This is a genomic window from Flagellimonas lutimaris (assembly GCF_003581615.1).
GTDB classification, from domain to species: domain Bacteria; phylum Bacteroidota; class Bacteroidia; order Flavobacteriales; family Flavobacteriaceae; genus Flagellimonas; species Flagellimonas lutimaris.
Genome location: NZ_QXFH01000072.1, coordinates 43,045 through 63,214, shown reverse-complemented (window position 1 = coordinate 63,214; position 20,170 = coordinate 43,045). Strand labels below are relative to the sequence as shown.

General features: G+C 41.0%; 17 protein-coding genes. 4 read left to right on the top strand and 13 right to left on the bottom strand.

The window, feature by feature from the left end:
• Positions 1 to 40: 40 nt before the first annotated feature.
• From trxB to D2V08_RS10045, 10 genes are all read right to left on the bottom strand, one after another.
• The gene (trxB, locus tag D2V08_RS10090) at positions 41 to 1,009 is read right to left on the bottom strand and encodes a thioredoxin-disulfide reductase (protein ID WP_119608044.1); all 969 of its coding nucleotides are present in this window, start codon (positions 1,007 to 1,009) and stop codon (positions 41 to 43) included.
• Between the two features lie 561 nt (positions 1,010 to 1,570).
• A complete protein-coding gene (rimK, locus tag D2V08_RS10085; protein ID WP_119608043.1) occupies positions 1,571 to 2,941 on the bottom strand; it encodes a 30S ribosomal protein S6--L-glutamate ligase in 1,371 nt (456 codons plus the stop codon).
• A gap of 13 nt (positions 2,942 to 2,954) precedes the next feature.
• Positions 2,955 to 3,740: an RMD1 family protein gene (locus D2V08_RS10080; RefSeq protein ID WP_119608042.1), complete on the bottom strand. Its 786-nt coding sequence runs from the start codon at positions 3,738 to 3,740 to the stop codon at positions 2,955 to 2,957.
• Positions 3,741 to 3,771: 31 nt separating this feature from the next.
• Positions 3,772 to 4,077 (bottom strand): hypothetical protein, encoded by a 306-nt coding sequence (locus D2V08_RS10075; RefSeq protein ID WP_119608041.1) that lies wholly within the window; start codon positions 4,075 to 4,077, stop codon positions 3,772 to 3,774.
• 2 nt (positions 4,078 to 4,079) lie between these two features.
• Positions 4,080 to 5,054 carry a deoxyhypusine synthase family protein gene (locus D2V08_RS10070; RefSeq protein WP_119608040.1) on the bottom strand — a complete coding sequence of 325 codons (975 nt, stop codon included), beginning with the start codon at positions 5,052 to 5,054 and terminating at the stop codon, positions 4,080 to 4,082.
• A gap of 53 nt (positions 5,055 to 5,107) precedes the next feature.
• A complete protein-coding gene (speB, locus tag D2V08_RS10065; protein ID WP_119608039.1) occupies positions 5,108 to 5,980 on the bottom strand; it encodes an agmatinase in 873 nt (290 codons plus the stop codon).
• A 20-nt stretch (positions 5,981 to 6,000) separates the two neighbouring features.
• A complete protein-coding gene (locus tag D2V08_RS10060) occupies positions 6,001 to 7,455 on the bottom strand; it encodes an arginine decarboxylase (RefSeq protein ID WP_119608037.1) in 1,455 nt (484 codons plus the stop codon).
• 462 nt (positions 7,456 to 7,917) lie between these two features.
• Complete coding sequence (locus D2V08_RS10055; RefSeq protein ID WP_119608036.1) at positions 7,918 to 10,119, bottom strand: xanthine dehydrogenase family protein molybdopterin-binding subunit; 2,202 nt, start codon at positions 10,117 to 10,119, stop codon at positions 7,918 to 7,920.
• 17 nt (positions 10,120 to 10,136) lie between these two features.
• Positions 10,137 to 10,592, bottom strand: coding sequence for a (2Fe-2S)-binding protein (locus tag D2V08_RS10050; protein ID WP_119608034.1), 456 nt, complete (start codon positions 10,590 to 10,592; stop codon positions 10,137 to 10,139).
• Positions 10,593 to 10,763: 171 nt separating this feature from the next.
• The gene (locus D2V08_RS10045; protein ID WP_119608032.1) at positions 10,764 to 11,594 is read right to left on the bottom strand and encodes an endonuclease/exonuclease/phosphatase family protein; all 831 of its coding nucleotides are present in this window, start codon (positions 11,592 to 11,594) and stop codon (positions 10,764 to 10,766) included.
• 352 nt (positions 11,595 to 11,946) lie between these two features.
• Between D2V08_RS10045 and D2V08_RS10040 the strand changes: the two genes are divergently transcribed.
• Positions 11,947 to 12,954, top strand: a complete 1,008-nt coding sequence (locus tag D2V08_RS10040) for a transporter family protein (protein ID WP_220473401.1) — start codon at positions 11,947 to 11,949, stop codon at positions 12,952 to 12,954.
• A complete protein-coding gene (locus D2V08_RS10035) occupies positions 12,944 to 14,485 on the top strand; it encodes a vanadium-dependent haloperoxidase (protein ID WP_119608367.1) in 1,542 nt (513 codons plus the stop codon). The genes D2V08_RS10040 and D2V08_RS10035 overlap by 11 nt, the downstream gene beginning before the upstream one ends.
• 7 nt (positions 14,486 to 14,492) lie before the next feature.
• On the opposite strand, the gene D2V08_RS10030 is transcribed toward D2V08_RS10035, so the two are convergent.
• Both D2V08_RS10030 and D2V08_RS10025 read right to left on the bottom strand, forming a co-directional pair.
• Positions 14,493 to 15,101: an alpha-ketoglutarate-dependent dioxygenase AlkB family protein gene (locus D2V08_RS10030; RefSeq protein WP_119608030.1), complete on the bottom strand. Its 609-nt coding sequence runs from the start codon at positions 15,099 to 15,101 to the stop codon at positions 14,493 to 14,495.
• Between the two features lie 15 nt (positions 15,102 to 15,116).
• Positions 15,117 to 16,079: a helix-turn-helix transcriptional regulator gene (locus tag D2V08_RS10025; protein WP_182835531.1), complete on the bottom strand. Its 963-nt coding sequence runs from the start codon at positions 16,077 to 16,079 to the stop codon at positions 15,117 to 15,119.
• 222 nt (positions 16,080 to 16,301) lie between these two features.
• Between D2V08_RS10025 and D2V08_RS10020 the strand changes: the two genes are divergently transcribed.
• Positions 16,302 to 16,799 carry a DinB family protein gene (locus D2V08_RS10020; RefSeq protein WP_119608027.1) on the top strand — a complete coding sequence of 166 codons (498 nt, stop codon included), beginning with the start codon at positions 16,302 to 16,304 and terminating at the stop codon, positions 16,797 to 16,799.
• Between the two features lie 3 nt (positions 16,800 to 16,802).
• Positions 16,803 to 17,021: a hypothetical protein gene (locus D2V08_RS10015; protein ID WP_119608025.1), complete on the top strand. Its 219-nt coding sequence runs from the start codon at positions 16,803 to 16,805 to the stop codon at positions 17,019 to 17,021.
• Positions 17,022 to 17,142: 121 nt separating this feature from the next.
• On the opposite strand, the gene D2V08_RS10010 is transcribed toward D2V08_RS10015, so the two are convergent.
• Entirely contained in the window at positions 17,143 to 20,157 is a 3,015-nt protein-coding gene (locus tag D2V08_RS10010; RefSeq protein WP_119608023.1) for a WD40/YVTN/BNR-like repeat-containing protein, read from the bottom strand.
• Positions 20,158 to 20,170: the final 13 nt, after the last annotated feature.

The window sequence follows — 20,170 nt, the reverse complement described above, 5'->3', positions numbered from 1 at the left end:
AAAATTCAGTGCCTTTTTTTATTTTCTAATGAATTGACTTTTAAGATGCCAACATTTCCTTGCTCTCAACAGCTGCCAAGTATCTTTCTGCATCCAATGCCGCCATACAACCTGTACCTGCAGCAGTAACTGCCTGTCGGTATATTTTATCCTGTGCATCGCCACTTGCAAAAACACCAGGCTTGTTCGTTTTAGTGGATTTGGGCTGGGTTATAATGTAACCTGTTTCATCCATATCCAATTGTCCTTTAAATATGTCTGTATTGGGTTTATGTCCAATAGCAATGAACAATCCGGTAACAGGAATCTCTTCTTTGTCCCCAGTTTGATTGTTCACCACCCTAATACCTTCAACCACCTGATCACCCAATACCTCATCTACTTCGGTATTGTATCGGATTTCAATATTATCCATACTGTTTACTCTATGCTGCATAGCTTTTGATGCTCGCATATGGTCTTTACGAACCAACATGGTAACCTTTGTACAGATATTCGCCAAGTAAGATGCTTCTTCAGCAGCGGTATCTCCGGCACCTACAATGGCCACATCCTGACCTTTATAGAAAAACCCATCACAAACGGCACAGGCAGATACACCACCACCTCTCAATCGCTGCTCACTTGGTATATTCAAGTATTTGGCAGAAGCTCCAGTTGAGATAATAACGGTTTCTGCTTCCAATTGCGTAGAGTCATCTACTGTAATTTTATGAATACCTCCTATCTCATCGCTTAATTCTACTGCGGTCACCATACCGATTCTTACTTCGGTACCAAACCTTTCGGCTTGCTGCTGCAACTGCATCATCATGGCTGGTCCATCAATTCCCTCTGGATAGCCCGGAAAGTTGTCCACCTCTGTAGTCGTGGTCAACTGACCGCCAGGTTCCATACCGGTATATAATACTGGTTTTAAATCTGCCCTGGAGGCATAAATTGCCGCAGTATAACCTGCTGGCCCTGATCCTATAATCAATGTTTTGATTCTTTCCACTTGTTCTGACATAAATCTTCTTCCTGAAATGTTACTTTACAAAAGTAGGTTTTTTGTCCAAAAACTTACACCCAAGATTTTTTTGGTTTTCTTAAAAGATGTGAACAATTGTGAATGATATTACCTTTTGGTACTATTTGAAGCTTCTCCAAATAAAAAAGAGCCGTAAAAAACGGCTCTTTTTCGAAAAAGTAGGTCAAATTTATGGGAACATATATTTGATCTTAATAAAACCGTTACAACCAAGGGGCTCAACCTCAAAAACCCCTTGGAGCAACGTAAACCTTATTAGAAATAAGACATTAGGCAAAGAACACTAAGTACCCTATAATCACCCCATCCTATTAAAGGTTTTAACTTAAGCTGTAAAGCTTTGCGTTAACTGATACAAACATACCATTGTCCCTTGATTCGGAAAGGGTGTAATTAACAAATGGGGCTTCTCCGTTAACGAATGCCCGTTTTCAATTTATATTTGGATTTTGAGAGGCTTGCGTAGGAAAACACATCTAAAATTGAATAATCAATTGAATAATCAATTGAATATCAAATCATTGAATATTTAAGATAGGCTCATTGCTTATATTTCAATTTTTTCTCGATGGTCTCAATCATTACGTTGGCAATATCCTTCCCTGTGGTATTTTCTATTCCTTGAAGTCCTGGTGAAGAGTTTACTTCCAACAACAAAGGCCCTTTGTTCGAACGGATAAGATCTACCCCTGCAACATCCAAATTGAACACTTTTGCAGATTTAATGGCCAACTTTCGTTCCTCGGGAGTTATTTTAACTTTAGATGCGGCACCACCTTGATGAATATTTGCCCTAAACTCACCTTTTTGGGCAGTACGCTGCATGGAGGCTACTACTTTTCCGTTCACCACAAAACAACGGATATCGTGCCCGTTGGCTTCTTTAATGAATTCTTGTACCAAAATATTGGTCTGCACACTTTTAAAGGCATTGATTACACTCTCGGCAGCCTTATTGGTTTCGGCAAGTACTACTCCTTTTCCTTGGGTACTTTCCAGCAATTTAATAATCAATGGAGCCCCACTCACCATACGGATAAGGTCTTTGGTATCCATCGGGGACTTGGCAAAGCCCGTAGTGGGTATGTGAATATCGTTTTTGGAAAATAATTGCGAGGCAAAAAGTTTATCCCTTGACCTACCAATGGAATCGGCAGAGTTTAAACAATAGACACCCAGGGTATCAAACTGTCGTAGCAAAGCACAACCGTAAAAAGTAACAGCTGGTTTTATTCTTGGAATCACGGCATCGAACTTATCCAAAATGTTTCCGCCACGGTACCTAATTTCAGGAGTTGCGGCATCTAATTTCATATAAACGTGTTCCACATTCAGAAAAACCACTTTGTGGCCCCGCATTTCGCCTGCCTCAATAATTCTTTTATTGCTGTACAAGTTTGGATTACTTGCCAAAAGTCCCAAGCGAAGTCCCTTCTTCTCCGTTGTAAAAGGTTTATACTTCTCTTGCAATTGCTCCTCGGTAATATCTCCTTGAATAAAACTTTGGGACGGGTCTACCAAATACCTTCCATTAATGGCTTCACGCCCCAATAGCATGCGATACTCCATGGTATCCCTATTGGCCAATGTCAATTCAATTTCAAAAGCATCCCCATCAATATTTACTTTAGTCTTTATTACAGGACGCTCTTCCGCAATACCTTGTGAACTTTTTACATTCCGTACATCGACCAACTTGGCCTCACATAAGATAGAAATACTCCTATTGTCTTGAACGGGGCTTACCTCGAACCGTACCCACTCTTCCAGTCCTTTATTAAAAATTTTGATTTTACTGGCTTGTATGGATGATGTTTTTGCTCCGGAATCCACTCTGGCCTTTATGGCCGGAATTCTCAAATCATCAAACTGGCACCATTCTTCGCTACCCAATATTTTAAAATCGCTCAAAACTAATATGTATTTAATTGATTAATCGCATAATGAACAAGTCCACGACCTCGACCAAAATCAGAATTATTATGATCCACTCGAGCCTACTGCTTTCCCTATGATCCATAATGTTCATGAACAAACTTAGGTTTTCCTTGATCACTACACCTTGTTCTTTTATATTTCTATACCGCTCCTTTAAATCAAAGATTTGCTTTAAACCTTTGTCCAACCTGTCGAGCTCCAAATCTTCCCAAACTACTTCATGGGAGTCAAAAATATAGAGGTTTTCAGAAATTTGGTTGTTAATGTTCAATACCTTGGCAATATGCCTTTTTAATTTCTTTCCGCCTATATCCAACTTTCCCTTTTGTTCCAGATAGGTGGTGTGCTGTCGGGTTTCCTTCATCGCCTGTTCCGAGAGCCCTGCGTAATGATCCAATGCTACGGATTGCGACAAATGCAACAATGCCAAACGGATACCTTCTACATTGGATTTTGGCAATATCAACTTGTCATTATTTATCACTGCCCTTTCGCGGTTGGACACCAATTCCATTTCCATGGTTTCGGTGATATCGGATTGCCTCCATTCCTCGCAAAACGGTTTGATTTCCATTAAAAGTTGTGATATTTCTCCTTCGGTATACCCAAAAAACGAAACCACACCATATCTGAAGACATAAAGGTAACGTGATGCATCGGAATAAAAAAGTTCATCCCTATCACCATAAACCAATTCTTTGTTCAAAGCTGTCCTGCATGCAGGAATATTGATACTCGCCGCCAAGTGCAGGGCCATTGCTTTTGATACCATTTTGGTAAATTATTTTATGTGAAAATTGATATCATTCTTCTTCCGAAGCCTCTAGTTCTTCAGCATCCAAAGATGGCTCATCATCATCGTTTTCAGACTCTTCGTAATCCTCCATGGCCATTACCAAACGCTTACTTACTTTGATTAAGTAAGCAGTGTCTTCGGTGCGAACCTCAACGCATTCCACTACTTCCTTACTAGCGTTTCTATAGGTAACAATGTCATCATCATCGTACCCATCAGGAAACTTTTCCACAAGAAGATTCAACATGGTATTGTCCAACTTTTTATAATCGACAATTACTCTTTTTAAAACAGTTGTTTGTGTTTTTCTCATGGTTACATGTCTAATAGGTAAGCAAAAATCAAAGGCGCCACGATGGTCGCGTCCGATTCTACAATGAATTTTGGGGTGTCGATATCCAATTTGCCCCAAGTGATTTTTTCATTGGGCACTGCTCCGGAATAAGACCCGTAGCTTGTGGTGGAATCACTGATTTGGCAGAAATAGCTCCAAAACGGAGTTTCTGTTTGTTCCAAATCTTGATAGAGCATTGGTACTACGCATATAGGAAAATCCCCTGCAATACCTCCACCAATCTGGAAGAATCCAATGCCATTCTCCGAGTTTTTCATATACCAATCGGCCAAAAAGGTCATGTATTCAATACCTGATTTCACGGTGCTCGCTTTTAGCTCTCCTTTGATCACGTAGCTGGCAAAAATGTTGCCCATAGTACTGTCTTCCCAACCTGGGACCACAATAGGCAAGTTTTTCTCAGCGGCTGCGTACATCCAGGAATCCTTAATGTCTATTTCGTAATATTGCTCCAATACACCGGAAAGCAATAGTTTGTACATATACTCATGCGGGAAGTAGCGCTCTCCATTGACTTCGGCCTCTTTCCAGATGTCGTAAATGTGCTTCTGCAACCTTCTAAAGGCTTCTTCTTCGGGAATGCAGGTATCTGTGACTCGGTTAAGGCCTTTCTCCAAAAGATCCCACTCTTCTTGGGGAGTCAAATCCCTGTAGTTGGGCACTCTTTTATAGTGGGAATGTGCCACCAAGTTCATTAAATCCTCCTCGAGGTTCGCTCCCGTGCAGGATACAATATGAACTTTATCAGTACGGATAATTTCCGCAAATATTTTGCCGAGTTCGGCAGTACTCATTGCCCCTGCCAAGGAAACCAACATTTTGCCCCCCTTGTTCAACTGGTCTTCGTAACCTTTGGCAGCATCCACCAAAGCGGCGGAGTTAAAGTGCAAAAAGTATTTTTGTATGAATTGTGATATTTCTCCTTTATTACTCATTGTAATTATTATGTTTTTGGAATTTTTGAAGTATGTGTATTTGCTTCAAAGGTTTACTCCGTGAATTCGTTGTTATCTGAAAATTTATAGCTCAACATTTTATAATAGAGCTTTGCCGCCAAGAAATCCGATGATTTATCGATATCATTTGGACAGAGTTCCACAATATCAAAACCAACTACATTCTTTTCTTTAAAAACCCGAAGTAAAAAGTCAAGGGTTTCGTACCACAGCAGTCCGCCTGGCTCTGGCGTTCCAGTTGATGGCATAATGGATGGATCAAATGCATCCAAATCAAAAGTGATGTAGACATTGTCCGTCATTAGGTCTAAAGCGGAATCCATCCAAAAATCATCGGAAACCATCTCGTGGGCAAAAAACACTCTATCGCGATCCATTACCAAGGTTTCGGCATGATCCATGCTGCGAATGCCCACTTGCACCAAATTTGTAGTTTCGTTGGCCTCGTACAATGCACAGGCGTGATTGTATTTTGTGCCTTCGTACTCTTTGCGCAAATCGGCATGCGCATCAATCTGAAGTACGGTAAGGTCTTCAAAACATTCATTAAAAGCTCTTATCGCCCCTATGGAAATGGAATGCTCCCCTCCCACCATCGTTACCAGTTTGTTGCGATTGATGTACTCCTTTACGGTTTTGCGCACTGCTTCAACCATGGTGTCCGGAGTTTCAAAATCTTCAATGGCTTCTGCTAAGTAAATGCCTTGCTTGTATACTTCACTATCTGTTTCAATATCGTATACCTCCATGTTTTCCGAGGCTTCCAAAAAGGCTTCTGGACCTTTGTCTGCGCCTTTTCCCCAAGTACTGGTGCCATCATAAGGAACTGGCAAGAGTACTACTTTGGTCTTTTCTGACATGCCGTATTCCTTTGGAATACCAGCATATGTTTTTTCTGTTTTCATCTTTTATGATAATTCCTTTTTTAATTATTGCTGGGCACTGGCAATTCATTGGCCTCTACCGGCACCTCTACAGGCTTTTTGCTTCCGTATCCCAAAATCGAAAGAAACTCGCCAGCGGTTTGCTGCTCGGCAAATACCGATGTTTTTATATTCCCTTCCTCGTCTTTGTCAATGAGAATATGTTTTGGGGTGGGAATCAAACAATGCTGTAACCCGCCAAAGCCTCCAATGGTTTCTTGGTACGCCCCTGTATTAAAGAATCCAATGTAAAGCGGCTTATCCTTTTTGTATTTGGGCAAATAAATGGCGTTCATGTGCTGCTCCGAGTTGTAGTAATCGTCGCTATCACAGGTAAGTCCACCTAAAAGTACACGCTCATATTCCTCGTTCCAACGGTTGATGGCCAGCATAATGAACCTTTTACTGATCGCCCAGGAATCGGGCATGGTGGTAATGAAAGATGAATTGATCATATTCCATTTTTCACGGTCGTTCTGCTGTTTTTGATAGAGAACCTCATAAATGTTTCCACTACTTTCTCCAACGGTAAAGCTTCCGAACTCGGTAAAAATATTCGGTACCTCCACTCCTGCCTCATCACACGCTTGGCCTATTTGATGAATAATTTCATCCACCATATACGCATAATCATAATCGAACACCAAGGAGTTTTTGATAGGGAACCCACCACCGATGTTAAGGCTATCCAAAGTTGGGCACACCTTTTTCAGGTCGATGTATACCTTCAAACACTTTAAAAGTTCGTTCCAATAATAGGCCGTGTCTCTAATACCCGTATTGATAAAGAAATGAAGCATCTTCAATTCGACTTGATCGTTGGGTTTTATAGATTGATTGAAGAAAGGCACAATGTTCTTATAACCGATACCCAATCTAGACGTATAAAACTCAAACTTGGGTTCTTCTTCTGATGCAATTCGGATGCCGATTTGGAATTTTCCTTCGATAGCTTCTCCCAACAAGTTTATCTCCTCGTAGTTATCAATTATAGGGATACAGTTACGATGCCCCCGGTTAATCAGTCCAGCAATATTTTGAATGTATTGATCACGCTTAAAGCCATTACAGATTACATAAGTGTCTTTTGTGATTTTACCTGCATTCTTCAAATACTCTACAATATTGATATCAATGGCCGACGAAGTTTCGATATGAATATCATTTTTAAGGGCTTCATTCAAAACATGCTCAAAATGGGAGCTTTTAGTACAATAGCAGTAGTTGTATTTACCGGCATACTTATGCTTTTTAATGGCTGAGTTGAACCAACCCTTCGCCCTTTGGATATTATCCGATATTTTGGGCAAATAGGTAAACTTTAATGGTGCTCCATAACGCTGCACCAACTCATAGAGGTCAATTCCGTGAAACTGTAATTTGTTGTCCTGTAATTGAAATTCCTCTTGTGGGAAATCATAAGTTTGCTCGATTAAATCGATGTATTTCGTTTTCATTTAAATTTCGTAATGATGTAATAATAAAATGGAAAAAATCAGTCTGAAAATGGGTAGTTCTCAGATACGAAATTCAAATACGGTATAGGGTACAAAGTAAGGCGTCCGCGAAAAATCACGGTTAAAATGATGTAGTTCTTCGAAAGTCAGCCCGTGTATTCGGTGTCTTAATCTTAAGACGGCTTTTTGGGTAGACTTTCTTATCCCCAAAAGCCCGAACATGAAAAAAGTATTCAAAGCTTATAGGCAATGCGTCCAAAAACAATGGACTCATTTATGGAGCAAACATAGATAAAAAAATGATATGACAACTTTTTTTATGAAAAAATTCATAAAGCGTAATAAACTGAATAACACTCAGTTACATTCAATAAATCAAAAATAAGATTATCACATATAAAAACTGGCCAGTAGAAAACATCTACTGACCAGTTACTATTTACATTTTTAAAACGATATGATTTAACCCACCAATGGCGGCTTATCATTTATGAATGGTTGTTTGTAATAACGTCTTCCCGTTGCATTGTATAAAGCATTGGATAATGCTCCAATAGCTGGCGGTAAAGAAGGCTCTCCCAAACCTGTTGGATCTATACCATTATCCACAAAATGCACTTCTATATTTTTGGGTGCTTCGGAATGACGCATGAGACGATATTTATCAAAATTGGACTGCTCTGGTCTACCATCTTCAAAGGTCATGGCGCTAAAGGTTGAATGGCCAATACCATCGATCATACCTCCTTCAATCTGGTTTTTGGCGGCCAATGGATTAATTACGATACCGCAATCCACCGCACAGGTTATTTTATCAACCCTTGGCATATCGCCACCGTCTTCTAGTTCCAACACCTGAGCCACATAGGAATTGTGGCAGTAGTATGCTGCAACACCTCGCGCTTTACCTGTTTCGGAGCCCCAATTGGCTTTTTCCTTAACAAGTTTCAATACTCCGGCATATCGTTCTGGGTCGTAATCGTTCTTTTCCGGGTCGCCTACAGGATTGTTGATAGCTCTATCAAATAGCTCCAAACGGAACTCCAATGGATCTTTTCCGGCAGCTTCTGCCACCTCATCCATGAATGCTTGTTCTGCACCTGCGATAAAGTTAGACCTTGGTGCCCGCCATGCTCCAGTGGTCACATTGGTTTGTAAACTATGCTTTTCTGCAAGATAATTGTCCACAGCCCCTGCTGGGAAACGATTTTCGAAAATCAAATCATCGTTGGTACCTGCTCCACGCACATGCCAAGCGATAAGATTTCCATTTTCATCTATTCCAGCTTTGTATTTTACTTTGTAAGATGGACGATAAGTACCTTGGGTCATATCATCTTCCCTGGAATACACCAATTTAACTGGAGCATTCATTTTTTGGGAAATTGCGGCTGCTTCTACAGCAAAAGTTCCATACAAGCGACGGCCAAAACCTCCACCCATACGGGTCATCATTATATCTATCTTTTCTACTGGCATACCCAATCTGGACACCAGTGTTTGCTCTAAAAATTCCGGAGTTTGTATTGGACCAAGTAATTCAGCTTTTTCTGGCGTGACATGTGCAAAAAAGTTCATTGGTTCCATAGTGTTATGGGCCAAATAGGGTGCTGAATAGGTACTTTCCACAATTTTTGCAGCTTTTTTGAAAGCTGCTTCCACATCTCCATCCTTTCTTGCCGGCTCTTCTTGGGCTTTATCCAAAAGTGATACAAGAGCTTCATCATGGTAAGAAGTACTTTCCAATTTGGATACTTCTTCCCATTCCACATCCAATGCTTTTTTTGCCTGCATGCACTCCCATGTGCTATCCCCCACAATGGCAACCAATTCTGGTATAGCACCTCCATCGGACCATTGTTTTTCAACATCTTCAGGGTATGCCTCAAAATGGAAGACATCTTTTATTCCGGGCATCGACTTTACCGATTCTGCATTCATGCTCTTGAATTTCATACCAAAAGCTGGTGGATGAACAATCATGGCTGTCAGCATCCCTTCTTTATAAACGTCTAATCCATACAATGGCTTACCGGTAACTATTTTTTTACCATCCACGTTTTTCTTGTCTGTACCAATAATAGAGAAGTCCCCGTTATCTTTCAACTGGACTTCTTCGGGCACTTCAATAGCTGTTGCAGCAGAGGCCATTTCTCCATAGCCTGCCGAATTTCCGCTTCCTTCATGGGTGAGTACACCATCCTTTGTGGTAATTTCATCTGCTGAAACGCCCCAAGCTTGCGCCGCAGCTTCTTTCAACATATGCCGTGCGGTGGCTCCTGCCATTCGTAAACTTTCCCATCCTTGTCGAATGGACTGGCTACCTCCTGCCAATTGTCTTGTGAAAATATCAGTGTTCAACGGAGCCTGTTCCACTAACACATTTTTCCATGCTACGTCAAGCTCTTCAGCTACGATCATAGGCATGGATGTTTTTACGTTTTGACCAATTTCAGGGTTTGGTGACATGATGGTTACCATGCCATTATCCCCAACTTTAAGGAAACCGTTGAGATCAAACCACTCATCTGGCAGGCTATTTACCTGCTCTGGAGTCATTTTACAAGAAGCTAACCAGCTAAACCCGATAACAAGTCCACCACTAGCCAATCCTGTATTCCTAATAAAGGCACGTCGTCCTATTTTTGTCTTTACAAGTGTCATTATACTAGTTTTATGGGTTATGATTTAGCCGCTAGTTTCACGGCCTTTTTAATTCTGGTATAGGTCCCACAACGACAGATGTTGCCGTTCATGGCCATTTCAATTTCTTCGTCTGATGGGTTTGGATTTTTTTCCAAAAGTGCTGAAGCGGTCATAATCTGACCGGCTTGACAATACCCACACTGGGGTACATCCACCTCTAACCAAGCTTTTTGCACTGGGTGGTCACCTTCTTCAGATAATCCTTCAATCGTTGTAATTTCAGAGTTCCCTACGGATGAGACAGTTAGCATGCAAGCCCTTGTCGCTGTTCCGTCCAAATGAATGGTACAGGCACCGCATTGTGCAATCCCGCATCCATATTTTGTCCCTACTAAATTTAAGTGATCCCGCAGAACCCAGAGGACAGGAGTGGACGGATCCACGTCAACCTCTTGTTCTTTTCCGTTGATGTTTAGTTTAAATGTTGCCATAATGTTGATTAATTCCCTTTGAAGTTAAAGATTTCTTACAACATATAGCGCCGTAACTCCAAACATCACAATAAAATTAACATTGTTTTTAGTTTTTTTGAGACTACTTAAAATCAGTATAAATAAATGGCCTGAAAGAAAGTAAATCCATAGGGTTTAAACCCAACCTAATCAGTATTTCAGTCGGGCAAAAACAGGAAGGTGATCCGAAGGATATTTGCAATCTTTAGAGTCACTCAAAATAGCACTTTTTAGCACCTGAAACTTATCGGAAACAAAAATATAATCGATTCTTCGCTCCACGGGTTTAGTGAATTCAAAACCGTTAAATGTTCCCTTAGGGCCAAAGGCATTTTTACCGGCAGCAATATGGGTATCCTTCATATCACCCAAAATCACCTGCATCCCTGGGCTATTGCTTTCTAAATTGAAATCGCCCGTTAAAACCACTGGATAGTTTTCGGTGTTCAATTCCTTAATTTTCTCCAGAATAAGCTTGGAGCTTTCTTCCCGTGCCTTTACCCCTACATGATCAAAGTGCGTATTGAAGACCATAAACTTGGTCCCATCATTTTTGCTTTCGAAAACACCGTATGTGCAAGTCCTTGGCAGGGCGGCATCCCATCCTTTGGATGGTTTGTCTGGGGTAAGGGACAACCAAAACGTAGATTGATTAAGAAGTTTTAACCGTTGCTTATTATAAAGCACAGCCGTATGCTCTCCTCTTTCATCACCGTAATCACGTCCCACACCAAAATAAGCGTAGTCTTCCAATCCTTGGTCTATCTCTTTCACTTGATGAATTAATCCTTCCTGAACTCCAAATACATCGGGATTATAAAAATTGAGTTGGGAGATTAGAAACTCCTTTCGATTGTCCCAATTGTTTGGAGCATCATCTGGGTTGTCATATCGAATATTATAAGAAATAACATCAATAGTTTGGGCATGAACACTTAGTATTGTGCCCACTAGAAATAAAAATGGTATTAAGCTTCTCATTGGTTGCGTGTCCCCTCTGGTTTTAAAGTTTTAAAAATGACTATGCAAACTATTCATTTTTTAGGGTACCAAGGTTACGATATCTTTATATTCTTGCAATCTTCTATTCTTCCCATTGATGTGAAATGGCGAAAAACATGACACCTCTCATAAAAATTGAACTGGGTTTGGAATTCATTAACCCAAATTAACCTTTATACAATCCTATTACCTTTTTCATAATGTTTTTTGGGGTTTCCTTAATCCAAAGCCTTGCACCATAACTCTATTTTAGCCCGCAAAGTTTTCACAAACAGACTAATATAAATCAAAACCATAATTACTTCTTGAGCAATCCATCCAAATTTATCTTATGACAATAAAAAAACTTCTTTACCCTCCGCACCTGTTCCATATAAGAAAGGTTGGTCGGATTATGTCACTCCTTGGGATGTTGGCATTGTTATACCCCATGGAGCCCTTAAAAGCTCAAACACCATCGGATGCCCTTATGATGCCGTCCAAGAACATTTGTGTTCTGTTTTCTTATGATATGGGAACTTTTGACAGATATTGGGAGGGTTCGTATCTAAGGTCCAATGAAACTATTGCCACGGTTGACCGAAACATGGTACTGCCCATGGCGGCAATTGGTATTTTGGACAACCTTAATTTTTATGTAAGCTTGCCCTACATAAGCACGGAATCCTCGGAACCCAATGGTGGTAAATTTACTGGGGCAAGAGGGTTTCAAGATATTGGCTTTGCTTTAAAATATAGATCTATTCGAACAGAACTAGGTCCAGGTCGGATATCCTTTTTAGGAACGGCTGGGTTTTCAACTCCGTTCACCAATTATCTTTCCGATTATAGACCTTACAGTATTGGTTCCGGGGCTCCAGAATTTTCTCTACGTGCCATTGGTCAATATGAATTGAACAGCCAACTCTATTTTCGTGCATCGGCGGCACATCTTTGGAGAGGCTATACCGAGGCGGAACGCGACTATTACTATAACAATGGTAGTTATTATACAGCTTGGATGGATGTCCCCAATGCATGGACCTATGAGGCAATTCTCGGGAAATGGCTTTTTAACACTTCCCTAAAACTGGAACTGAGCTACTCTAGCCTTACCTCCACTAGCGGTGATGATATTAGGGCCTATAATGCCGCACAACCCACCAATAAAGTTGAGGTTGACCGATTAGGATTTTCGGCACAGTATTATTTCAAATCTATCAAAGGTTTGGGTGTTGTGGCCTATCACAATCGGGTGGTTAATGGCAGAAACACACCTAAAATGAGTAACACCGGGTTTGGATTAACCTACCAGTTCAACGTAATCAAAAAACAAACTGATGAAGAAAATGCGCAATAATATATACTTTACGCTTTTGGTCGTATTGGCCATGACCACAATATCCTGTGAAAAAGATACACCGCAATACCTTCCTTATGAAGGGTATACCTACTCCGAGCTTAATACCAATGGTGGCGATTGGGTACCTGTACTCCAAGATTCAGGATCTTCCATTGATGTTCCAGTCCCTTCGTCAACCAATTCCCAAGACTATCTTAACGAACTCGAGGATGTAAAAGAAGCCATGGCAGACATAACTTCTGATCAAAAGAAGGCTATTAGATACTGGACCAATAATCCAGCTATTCGTTGGAATGAAATTGCTTTGGAACTCATTGCAAAATATAACCTAATACCTGGACCCAACGCAGATGGATCCTATACATTACCTAACCCTGCAAACCCAGAAGGTCCACCGGCATTTCCATTCGCACATCCTCCTTATGCATGTAGAGCATTGGCCTATATGTCCGTTGCACAGTTTGATGGACTTATTTCGGCTTGGCATTACAAATATGAGTATAACCGGCCTGCTCCTTTTCAACAAGATGAAGATATTGATTATGCCTATGAAGAAAATCAAATACCTTCCTACCCTTCGGATGGTGCAGTAATTGCCAGGGCATCCAAGAACATTCTTACGGCCATGTTTCCTTTGGAAGAAGAATACCTTCAACAAGTGGAAGAGGAACATTTGGAAAGCTTACTATTATCCGGGGGCAATGTCATGAGTGACATTACAGCAGGGCTGGAAATTGGAAATGCCGTGTCCGAAACCGCATTGACCAGAGCCTCCAACGATGGAATGAAAAATGCACAGACACCAAAAGCCGTATCAGATTCGATTAAGCAAGCTGCATATGAAAGGTTTGGCTGGGCTTGGGACAATTTGGAAATTCCGGAACGTCCCGTTGGTTTGACTCCTTTTTTTAGCAAAGTCAACATGTGGAGTATAGATGATGTTGAAAGTGTACGGCCAATTGCCCCTCCACAATTGGATTCACAAGAATTTTTGAACGATGTGGAACTATTGAAGGACTATGCGCGTAACATGACGGACGAAAAACGAAGAATTGCCAATTTTTGGCAAGATGGCCTTGGTACCTATACCCCACCTGGCCATTGGAATCGTATTGCCAATGAAATAATTGTGGAGGAAAAATTAAACCCACTGCAGACTACACGAACTTTGGCCTATATGAACATGGCCATTATGGACTCAGGCATTAGTTGTTGGGATGCAAAATATTATTACCATTACCCTAGGCCTATTCAATTGATAGAAGGGTTTGAAACCATTGCAGGAACACCCAATTTCCCTAGTTACACCTCGGGGCACAGTGTCTTCTCTGCAGCAGCATCAGAGGTACTGTCCTATATATTTCCAGAAAAAGCCCCTACACTAAGGGCTTGGGCCGAAGAAGCTGCAGTTTCGAGAGTTTACGGCGGCATTCATTGGAGTTTTGATGCAACCGTGGGAACAGACCAAGGACGAGAAGTCGCGCAATACACTATTGATAGGGCAAAAGCAGATGGGGCAGACCAATAGGAAAAACCTACTTTACAATTTTCCTGAAAGTAAGGTTAATTCTAGGCGTTCCAACCTTTTTTGTAGGCGGTAAACGGTGCAACCAAAACGATTGGGTTGCACCTTTCATCACTAAAAGGCTGCCGTGGTCCAGTACCAATTCAACTTTTTCTTTGGATTCTTTGTGCTTAAAGACAAACTTTCGCTCCGCTCCAAAACTCAAAGAAGCAATGGCTCCATTTGGTTTGAGTTCTTTTTCATCATCACAGTGCCAACCCATCCCTTCCTCACCAGAATGGTACAGGTTGAGCAAACACGAATTATAGGTTTCTCCAGTAAGAGTTTCGGTGAGCTTTTTTAACTCCAACAGCTCTTGTGTCCAAGGCAAAGCCTTTTTGGTACTGTGGGAATAGGTGTATTCAAAAGGCTTGTCTCCATACCAAGCCACCTTGCGTTTGGTTTCGATGCGTTTACCAAACATATGGATTATATCATTTTCCCAAGGTATCGTATTCCAAAGTTGTTGAAAATAATGGTCTGCTCTAGACATGTCCAAAATGGGCCCCAAATAATTTACGGTCCCATCCTTGGGCAATAAATTCTGCTTTGGGTCTATTTGGCTTGTGAACAAATCCATTTTCTATTCAAAATTCTAGTTGGACAACATTTCCCGGGTTTTGGTCAAAATTTCCAGCACACGCTCTTTTAAGGTGTCGGGTTCAATAATTTTAGCGTAATCTCCAAACATTAAATACCATCGGGCAAAACCATTTTTCCAATCGGTTGTCATAAAGGTCATTTCTACTTCCCTTCCTTTCACTTCTTCAGAAATTAATCCGTAATACTTGCTCTGACCGCGAATATATTTGGCCACAGACTTTTCTACTAAAATCTTCACTTTGGTTTTACTGACTTCTTCCCTTTTCTTCCGATGTTCATCAATGGTGCCGTGTTCCAGCAAAAAATCAAGCGATGTTCTTGCAATTCGGTGGATTCTATCTGTTCTAAAATGCCTGTAATCTGCCCTTAGATGGCAATACCCTAAAATGTACCAAAATCCGTTCTCATGAAAGAGACCAACGGGTTCTATTCGTCGTTCTGATGGGGTCTCTTCTCGTAATGATTCATATCGCAAAAATACTTGTTTACGTTCCGCGATGCTTTCAAATATTATCTCAAGGGCATTGGGCACTTCTGCATTGAACAAAACTTGACCAGGTACTATGGATACTTGGGATTCCAAAGCTTCCACCCAATCTTTATCGCTTCCGCGTAGCACTGATTTTAACTTAAACATAGCCGATTCGTAATAAGCTCCAAGGGATTTATCGGTGAATCTTTGCATGAGTTTTTCTGCCGCGACAAAACTTCCGGCTTCTTCACGGGTAAACATCACAGGAGGCAATCGATAGCCTTCCATAATGGAATAGCCCACACCGGCTTCGCTCACAATGGGCACCCCTGAGGCTTCCAAGGTTCTAATGTCTCTATAAATAGTTCGCAAGCTCACCTCAAATCGGTCTGCAAGTTCTTGTGCCTTTACAATTCGCTTGGTTTGTAGCTGTATTAAAATAGCAACTATCCTATCAAAACGTTTTACGGTATCCATTCCCATAATTGCGTGAGCTATCTCCCAAAGATAGGATTTCAATCCAAGGATGAGAGGTCTTTTATAGCTCATGTTTAATCATTTATTCATGTACAAAGCTATGCTTGCCTTATGACAACAGCTTGTCAATAACTTTTTTTTATTTCAATTTTCACTACTGACACAGGGCTGTCACACCTCCCTCATAATTTTGATTCCAGAAACAATAAACCTTTAAACCACAATTTCATGGAAAACACCATTAATGAACAGACAACAACACAAGTGATGACACCAGCACAGTTTTTAGAACATTACCAAGGGCACAGAAGGCTTACCAGAAAGATTATCGAGGCATTCCCAGAAAAAGAATTCTTTAATTACAGTATTGGAGGTATGCGACCTTTTTCCGAGATGGCAAAGGAGCTTTTAGCGATTGCCGTTCCCGGACTTACAGAAATCGTATCTGGTAAAACCGGTGAATTTGATGAAAACCGAGACTATGGCAACACAAAAGCCGAATTTTTGAAAAAATGGGACCAAGACACGGAGCAAATCAATAAACTATGGAAACAACTTAGTATAGAACGATTTCAAGAGCATGTTAAACTTTTTGGCCAATATGAAGGTTCCGTACTATCCAATATTCAATATTTTGTGGATAACGAAATTCACCATCGAGGTCAAGGTTATGTGTATTTACGCGCTTTGGATATTGAGCCACCATTTTTTTATGACCGAAGCTAAAGGATGATGACAGTCCTAGTATTTAAAACATCCGTGAAGCGAAAAGACGAGGTGAAAAAACTTCAGCCCTCTTTGAACAAGTTGGTCGACAATAATGGTTGTTGGAATTTTGACTTGGAGGATTGCGATAATATTCTCCGTGTTGAAACTCAAAGCTTGATTGCCCCCATGATTTCTTCGTTATTGAAAAACCAAGGTTTCCATTGCGAAGAGCTGCACTAAATACTTTCTCTATGTAGAAGAAAAGAACTGTCTGTCAGGTTGAGCGCAGTCGAAACCCTCATAGTTTGGTTCTCGATTGCGCTCGAACTGACATGTTCAACTTTTGTTCAGTCTTATATTTTTAAAAGCTAAGCCCCTGCTTAAGCTGATTGAATTGGGTCAACAGCTCCTGATAGCTATCTTTTTCCTCTTGTCCCGGTTGTTTGTCGGCACTGCTTAAAATATAATAGAGATATGATATTTGAGCTACCATCACCACTTCTGGGTAGGCTCCTTCATCATTTTTGAGCTGTTTTAAGGCATCCTTATATTGCTTTAAGGTAGCTTCGCTCGCTTTGTTTTTTTCAAGCTCCTTTATTTTGTCTTCAACCTTATCCTGAAGCATTCGTGCCTCGGACAATAAATCAATTACTTTAAACTGAAGTGCCTGTTGCGCTTTCATATCAGCCAAAGAAACACCATCATCTTCGAGTTTCGGGTCCATAAGGACTTCAAAAGATTTCTCGAAAGATTTATCCCCGACGGTTAGTTTAGCGTTGTATTTACCTGGTAAAACCATTGGCCCATTTTTATACCTTCTACTCTCGTTCTTTGCCCAAGCACCTTTTTGCTCAAGGTTCCATTCAAATCGATTCAAGCCTTTTTTGGTCTCCAATTTTTCGTCCATGTAAACAAAGGTCATGCTAAGGCTCATATCCTCTATCTTTTCGGTGGTGGATTTCAATTTTGTGGAATCACTGACAATAGTTGCGACCTCTTTACCTTGAGCATCCATAATTTGAAGACTAACCCCATCTTTTATATCGGATGGCAAGTAATAATCAATAATCACGCTGGTTGACGGGTATTCAGGGAAATCTCCACCACCCCATGGCGTTTGATATCTGTACGTATTATCAGGTTTGAACAAAACTGGAGTATCACCCAGTTGGGTAATACTTTCATCCTGAAGCGTGGTCACCTTATCCAAAATCCAGAATCCGCGCCCCATAGTACTTAATACTAAATCACCTCGGAATAAGGTAATATCTGTAATTGGAGTCACGGGAAGATTTTGTTGAAACTCTTTCCAAGTACCGCCATCATCAAACGATACGAACATTCCAAACTCGGTGCCAGCATACAACAAGCCTTCACGAACAGAGTCTTCTCGTAAAACCCTAGTAGTATAATCTGATGGGATTCCATTGGAATCCGTACTGATCAATTCCCAGCTCTTACCATAATCATCTGTTTTGTAGAGATATGGGGTAGTATCCCCTAATAAATGACGATCCACGGCAATATAGGCCTTGGCTGGATCATATTGTGATGGTTCAATGGATTCTACCCTACCCCCTTTTGGCAACTTTTTAGGTGTAACATTACTCCAAGTTTTGCCACCATCATTGGTAACAGAAATAATACCATCATTGGAGCCCGTCCATATCAAGCCTTTACTAATTTTTGATTCCCTGATGGAATACAGCGTGCTGTAATATTCTTCCCCTGTTATATCGCGAGTAATTGGGTTACCTGAAATGACCTGCTTGTCGGGTTCATTGGCCGTTAGATCTGGAGAAATAATTTCCCAGTTTTTACCACCATTGCTGGTTTTGTGCAAGAACTGAGAGCCCATATATACCACTTCTGGGTCATATGGCGAAACATGAATAGGTGCTACACGCTGGAATCTATATTTTAAATCCTTTGGATTGTGTCCGTAAATGTTGGATGCGCCAATGGAATACTCACGGCTTTGTCCTGTTTTTTTACTGTACACGCTAAAGCGTCCCTTACAGTTGTTGTAAACAATATAATGGTTGCCCGGCATTGGGATTACTGGTCCCGTTTCGCAGCCTCCAACACTTATCATTACACTTCCATTTGCAGGAGATGATGCTTTGGGCGCCATACTTGGAATAGCAATAGTGGTATTATCTTGCTGAGCTCCATATACCCAATATGGATATTGGTCGTCCACCGCAACTTGATAGATTTCCGCTGTAGGTTGATTGTATTGGGTAGACCAAGTTTTTCCACCATTATGGGAAATATTGGCACCACCATCATTACATTGTATCAACAAATCAGGATTGTTAGGGTTCAACCAAATATCATGGTTGTCCCCGTGGGGCACGCTCATACGCTTCCATGTTTTTCCACCATCCGTGGATTTAATCAATGGGTTGGCATTGGAGTACACAATATCGGGGTTGGTCGGGTCCAATTCAATATTGGTGTAATAAAAAGGCCTGTTTACCAATCTAATGTCATCAGAAACATGAGTAAATGATTTTCCTTGATCTATGGATTTATACAATCCTCTATCTTCAGTTGGAGCCTCAATAACGGCATACAAAATTCTAGAATCTACTTGGGACACCGCCAAATCAATTTTACCGATAAGTCCTTCGGGAAGGCCTTCTTCCAATTTTTCCCAGTCTTTTCCTCCATTAACAGATTTGTAAATACCGCCTTCGCTGTTTTTGCCACCTGAATCAATGGTCCAAGGTGTACGACGTGCTTTCCATGCAGCAGCATATACCACATTTGGGTTGCCAGGTAACAATTCCAAATCTGCGAAACCGGTTTCCTCCGAAACAAACAATACTTTATCCCAGGTTTTACCTCCGTCCGTTGTTTTAAATATGCCTCGTTCCTCATTGGATTTGAAAGCATTTCCTATGGCAGCGACCCAAACGATATTACTATTGGTGGGGTCAATTTCTACTGCCCCTATTTGACCTACATTTTCCAATCCAATGTGTTCCCAAGTTTTTCCGGCATCTATGGATTTGTACATCCCTTTACCTTCTATAATGTTACTTCGGATTCCATCGGAACCTGTGCCCACATAAACAATGTTGGGGTCGTTGGCTGCTATTTCAATGGCTCCTATGGAAGGTGTTTTAAAAAAACCATCGGAAACGTTGTTCCAAGAAGTTCCGTAGTCATCTGTTTTCCAGACACCAGCACCAGAGGCGCCAAAATAAAAGGTTCCCGGGAGCATGGATGTTCCTGTCACTGTGGTTACCCGACCACCTCTAGATGGTCCTATGGTTCGGTATTGCAGTGCTTCAAAATCTTGCGCAAAGGTTGCACAAGTCAATAAAAAAGTAAACAGAAAATAAAACGAGCGTTGTTTCAGGGTCATGAGTCAGTTGGAT

What these genes read in the sequence shown, in the direction of transcription:
- trxB (WP_119608044.1), bottom strand. Translation starts at nt 1,009, where the DNA reads ATGTCAGAACAAGTGGAAAGAATCAAAACATTGATTATAGGATCAGGG.
- D2V08_RS10080 (WP_119608042.1), bottom strand. Translation starts at nt 3,740, where the DNA reads ATGGTATCAAAAGCAATGGCCCTGCACTTGGCGGCGAGTATCAATATT.
- D2V08_RS10075 (WP_119608041.1), bottom strand. Translation starts at nt 4,077, where the DNA reads ATGAGAAAAACACAAACAACTGTTTTAAAAAGAGTAATTGTCGATTAT.
- D2V08_RS10070 (WP_119608040.1), bottom strand. Translation starts at nt 5,054, where the DNA reads ATGAGTAATAAAGGAGAAATATCACAATTCATACAAAAATACTTTTTG.
- speB (WP_119608039.1), bottom strand. Translation starts at nt 5,980, where the DNA reads ATGAAAACAGAAAAAACATATGCTGGTATTCCAAAGGAATACGGCATG.
- D2V08_RS10060 (WP_119608037.1), bottom strand. Translation starts at nt 7,455, where the DNA reads ATGAAAACGAAATACATCGATTTAATCGAGCAAACTTATGATTTCCCA.
- D2V08_RS10055 (WP_119608036.1), bottom strand. Translation starts at nt 10,119, where the DNA reads ATGACACTTGTAAAGACAAAAATAGGACGACGTGCCTTTATTAGGAAT.
- D2V08_RS10050 (WP_119608034.1), bottom strand. Translation starts at nt 10,592, where the DNA reads ATGGCAACATTTAAACTAAACATCAACGGAAAAGAACAAGAGGTTGAC.
- D2V08_RS10045 (WP_119608032.1), bottom strand. Translation starts at nt 11,594, where the DNA reads ATGAGAAGCTTAATACCATTTTTATTTCTAGTGGGCACAATACTAAGT.
- D2V08_RS10040 (WP_220473401.1), top strand. Translation starts at nt 11,947, where the DNA reads ATGACAATAAAAAAACTTCTTTACCCTCCGCACCTGTTCCATATAAGA.
- D2V08_RS10035 (WP_119608367.1), top strand. Translation starts at nt 12,944, where the DNA reads ATGCGCAATAATATATACTTTACGCTTTTGGTCGTATTGGCCATGACC.
- D2V08_RS10030 (WP_119608030.1), bottom strand. Translation starts at nt 15,101, where the DNA reads ATGGATTTGTTCACAAGCCAAATAGACCCAAAGCAGAATTTATTGCCC.
- D2V08_RS10025 (WP_182835531.1), bottom strand. Translation starts at nt 16,079, where the DNA reads ATGGGAATGGATACCGTAAAACGTTTTGATAGGATAGTTGCTATTTTA.
- D2V08_RS10020 (WP_119608027.1), top strand. Translation starts at nt 16,302, where the DNA reads ATGGAAAACACCATTAATGAACAGACAACAACACAAGTGATGACACCA.
- D2V08_RS10015 (WP_119608025.1), top strand. Translation starts at nt 16,803, where the DNA reads ATGATGACAGTCCTAGTATTTAAAACATCCGTGAAGCGAAAAGACGAG.
- D2V08_RS10010 (WP_119608023.1), bottom strand. Translation starts at nt 20,157, where the DNA reads ATGACCCTGAAACAACGCTCGTTTTATTTTCTGTTTACTTTTTTATTG.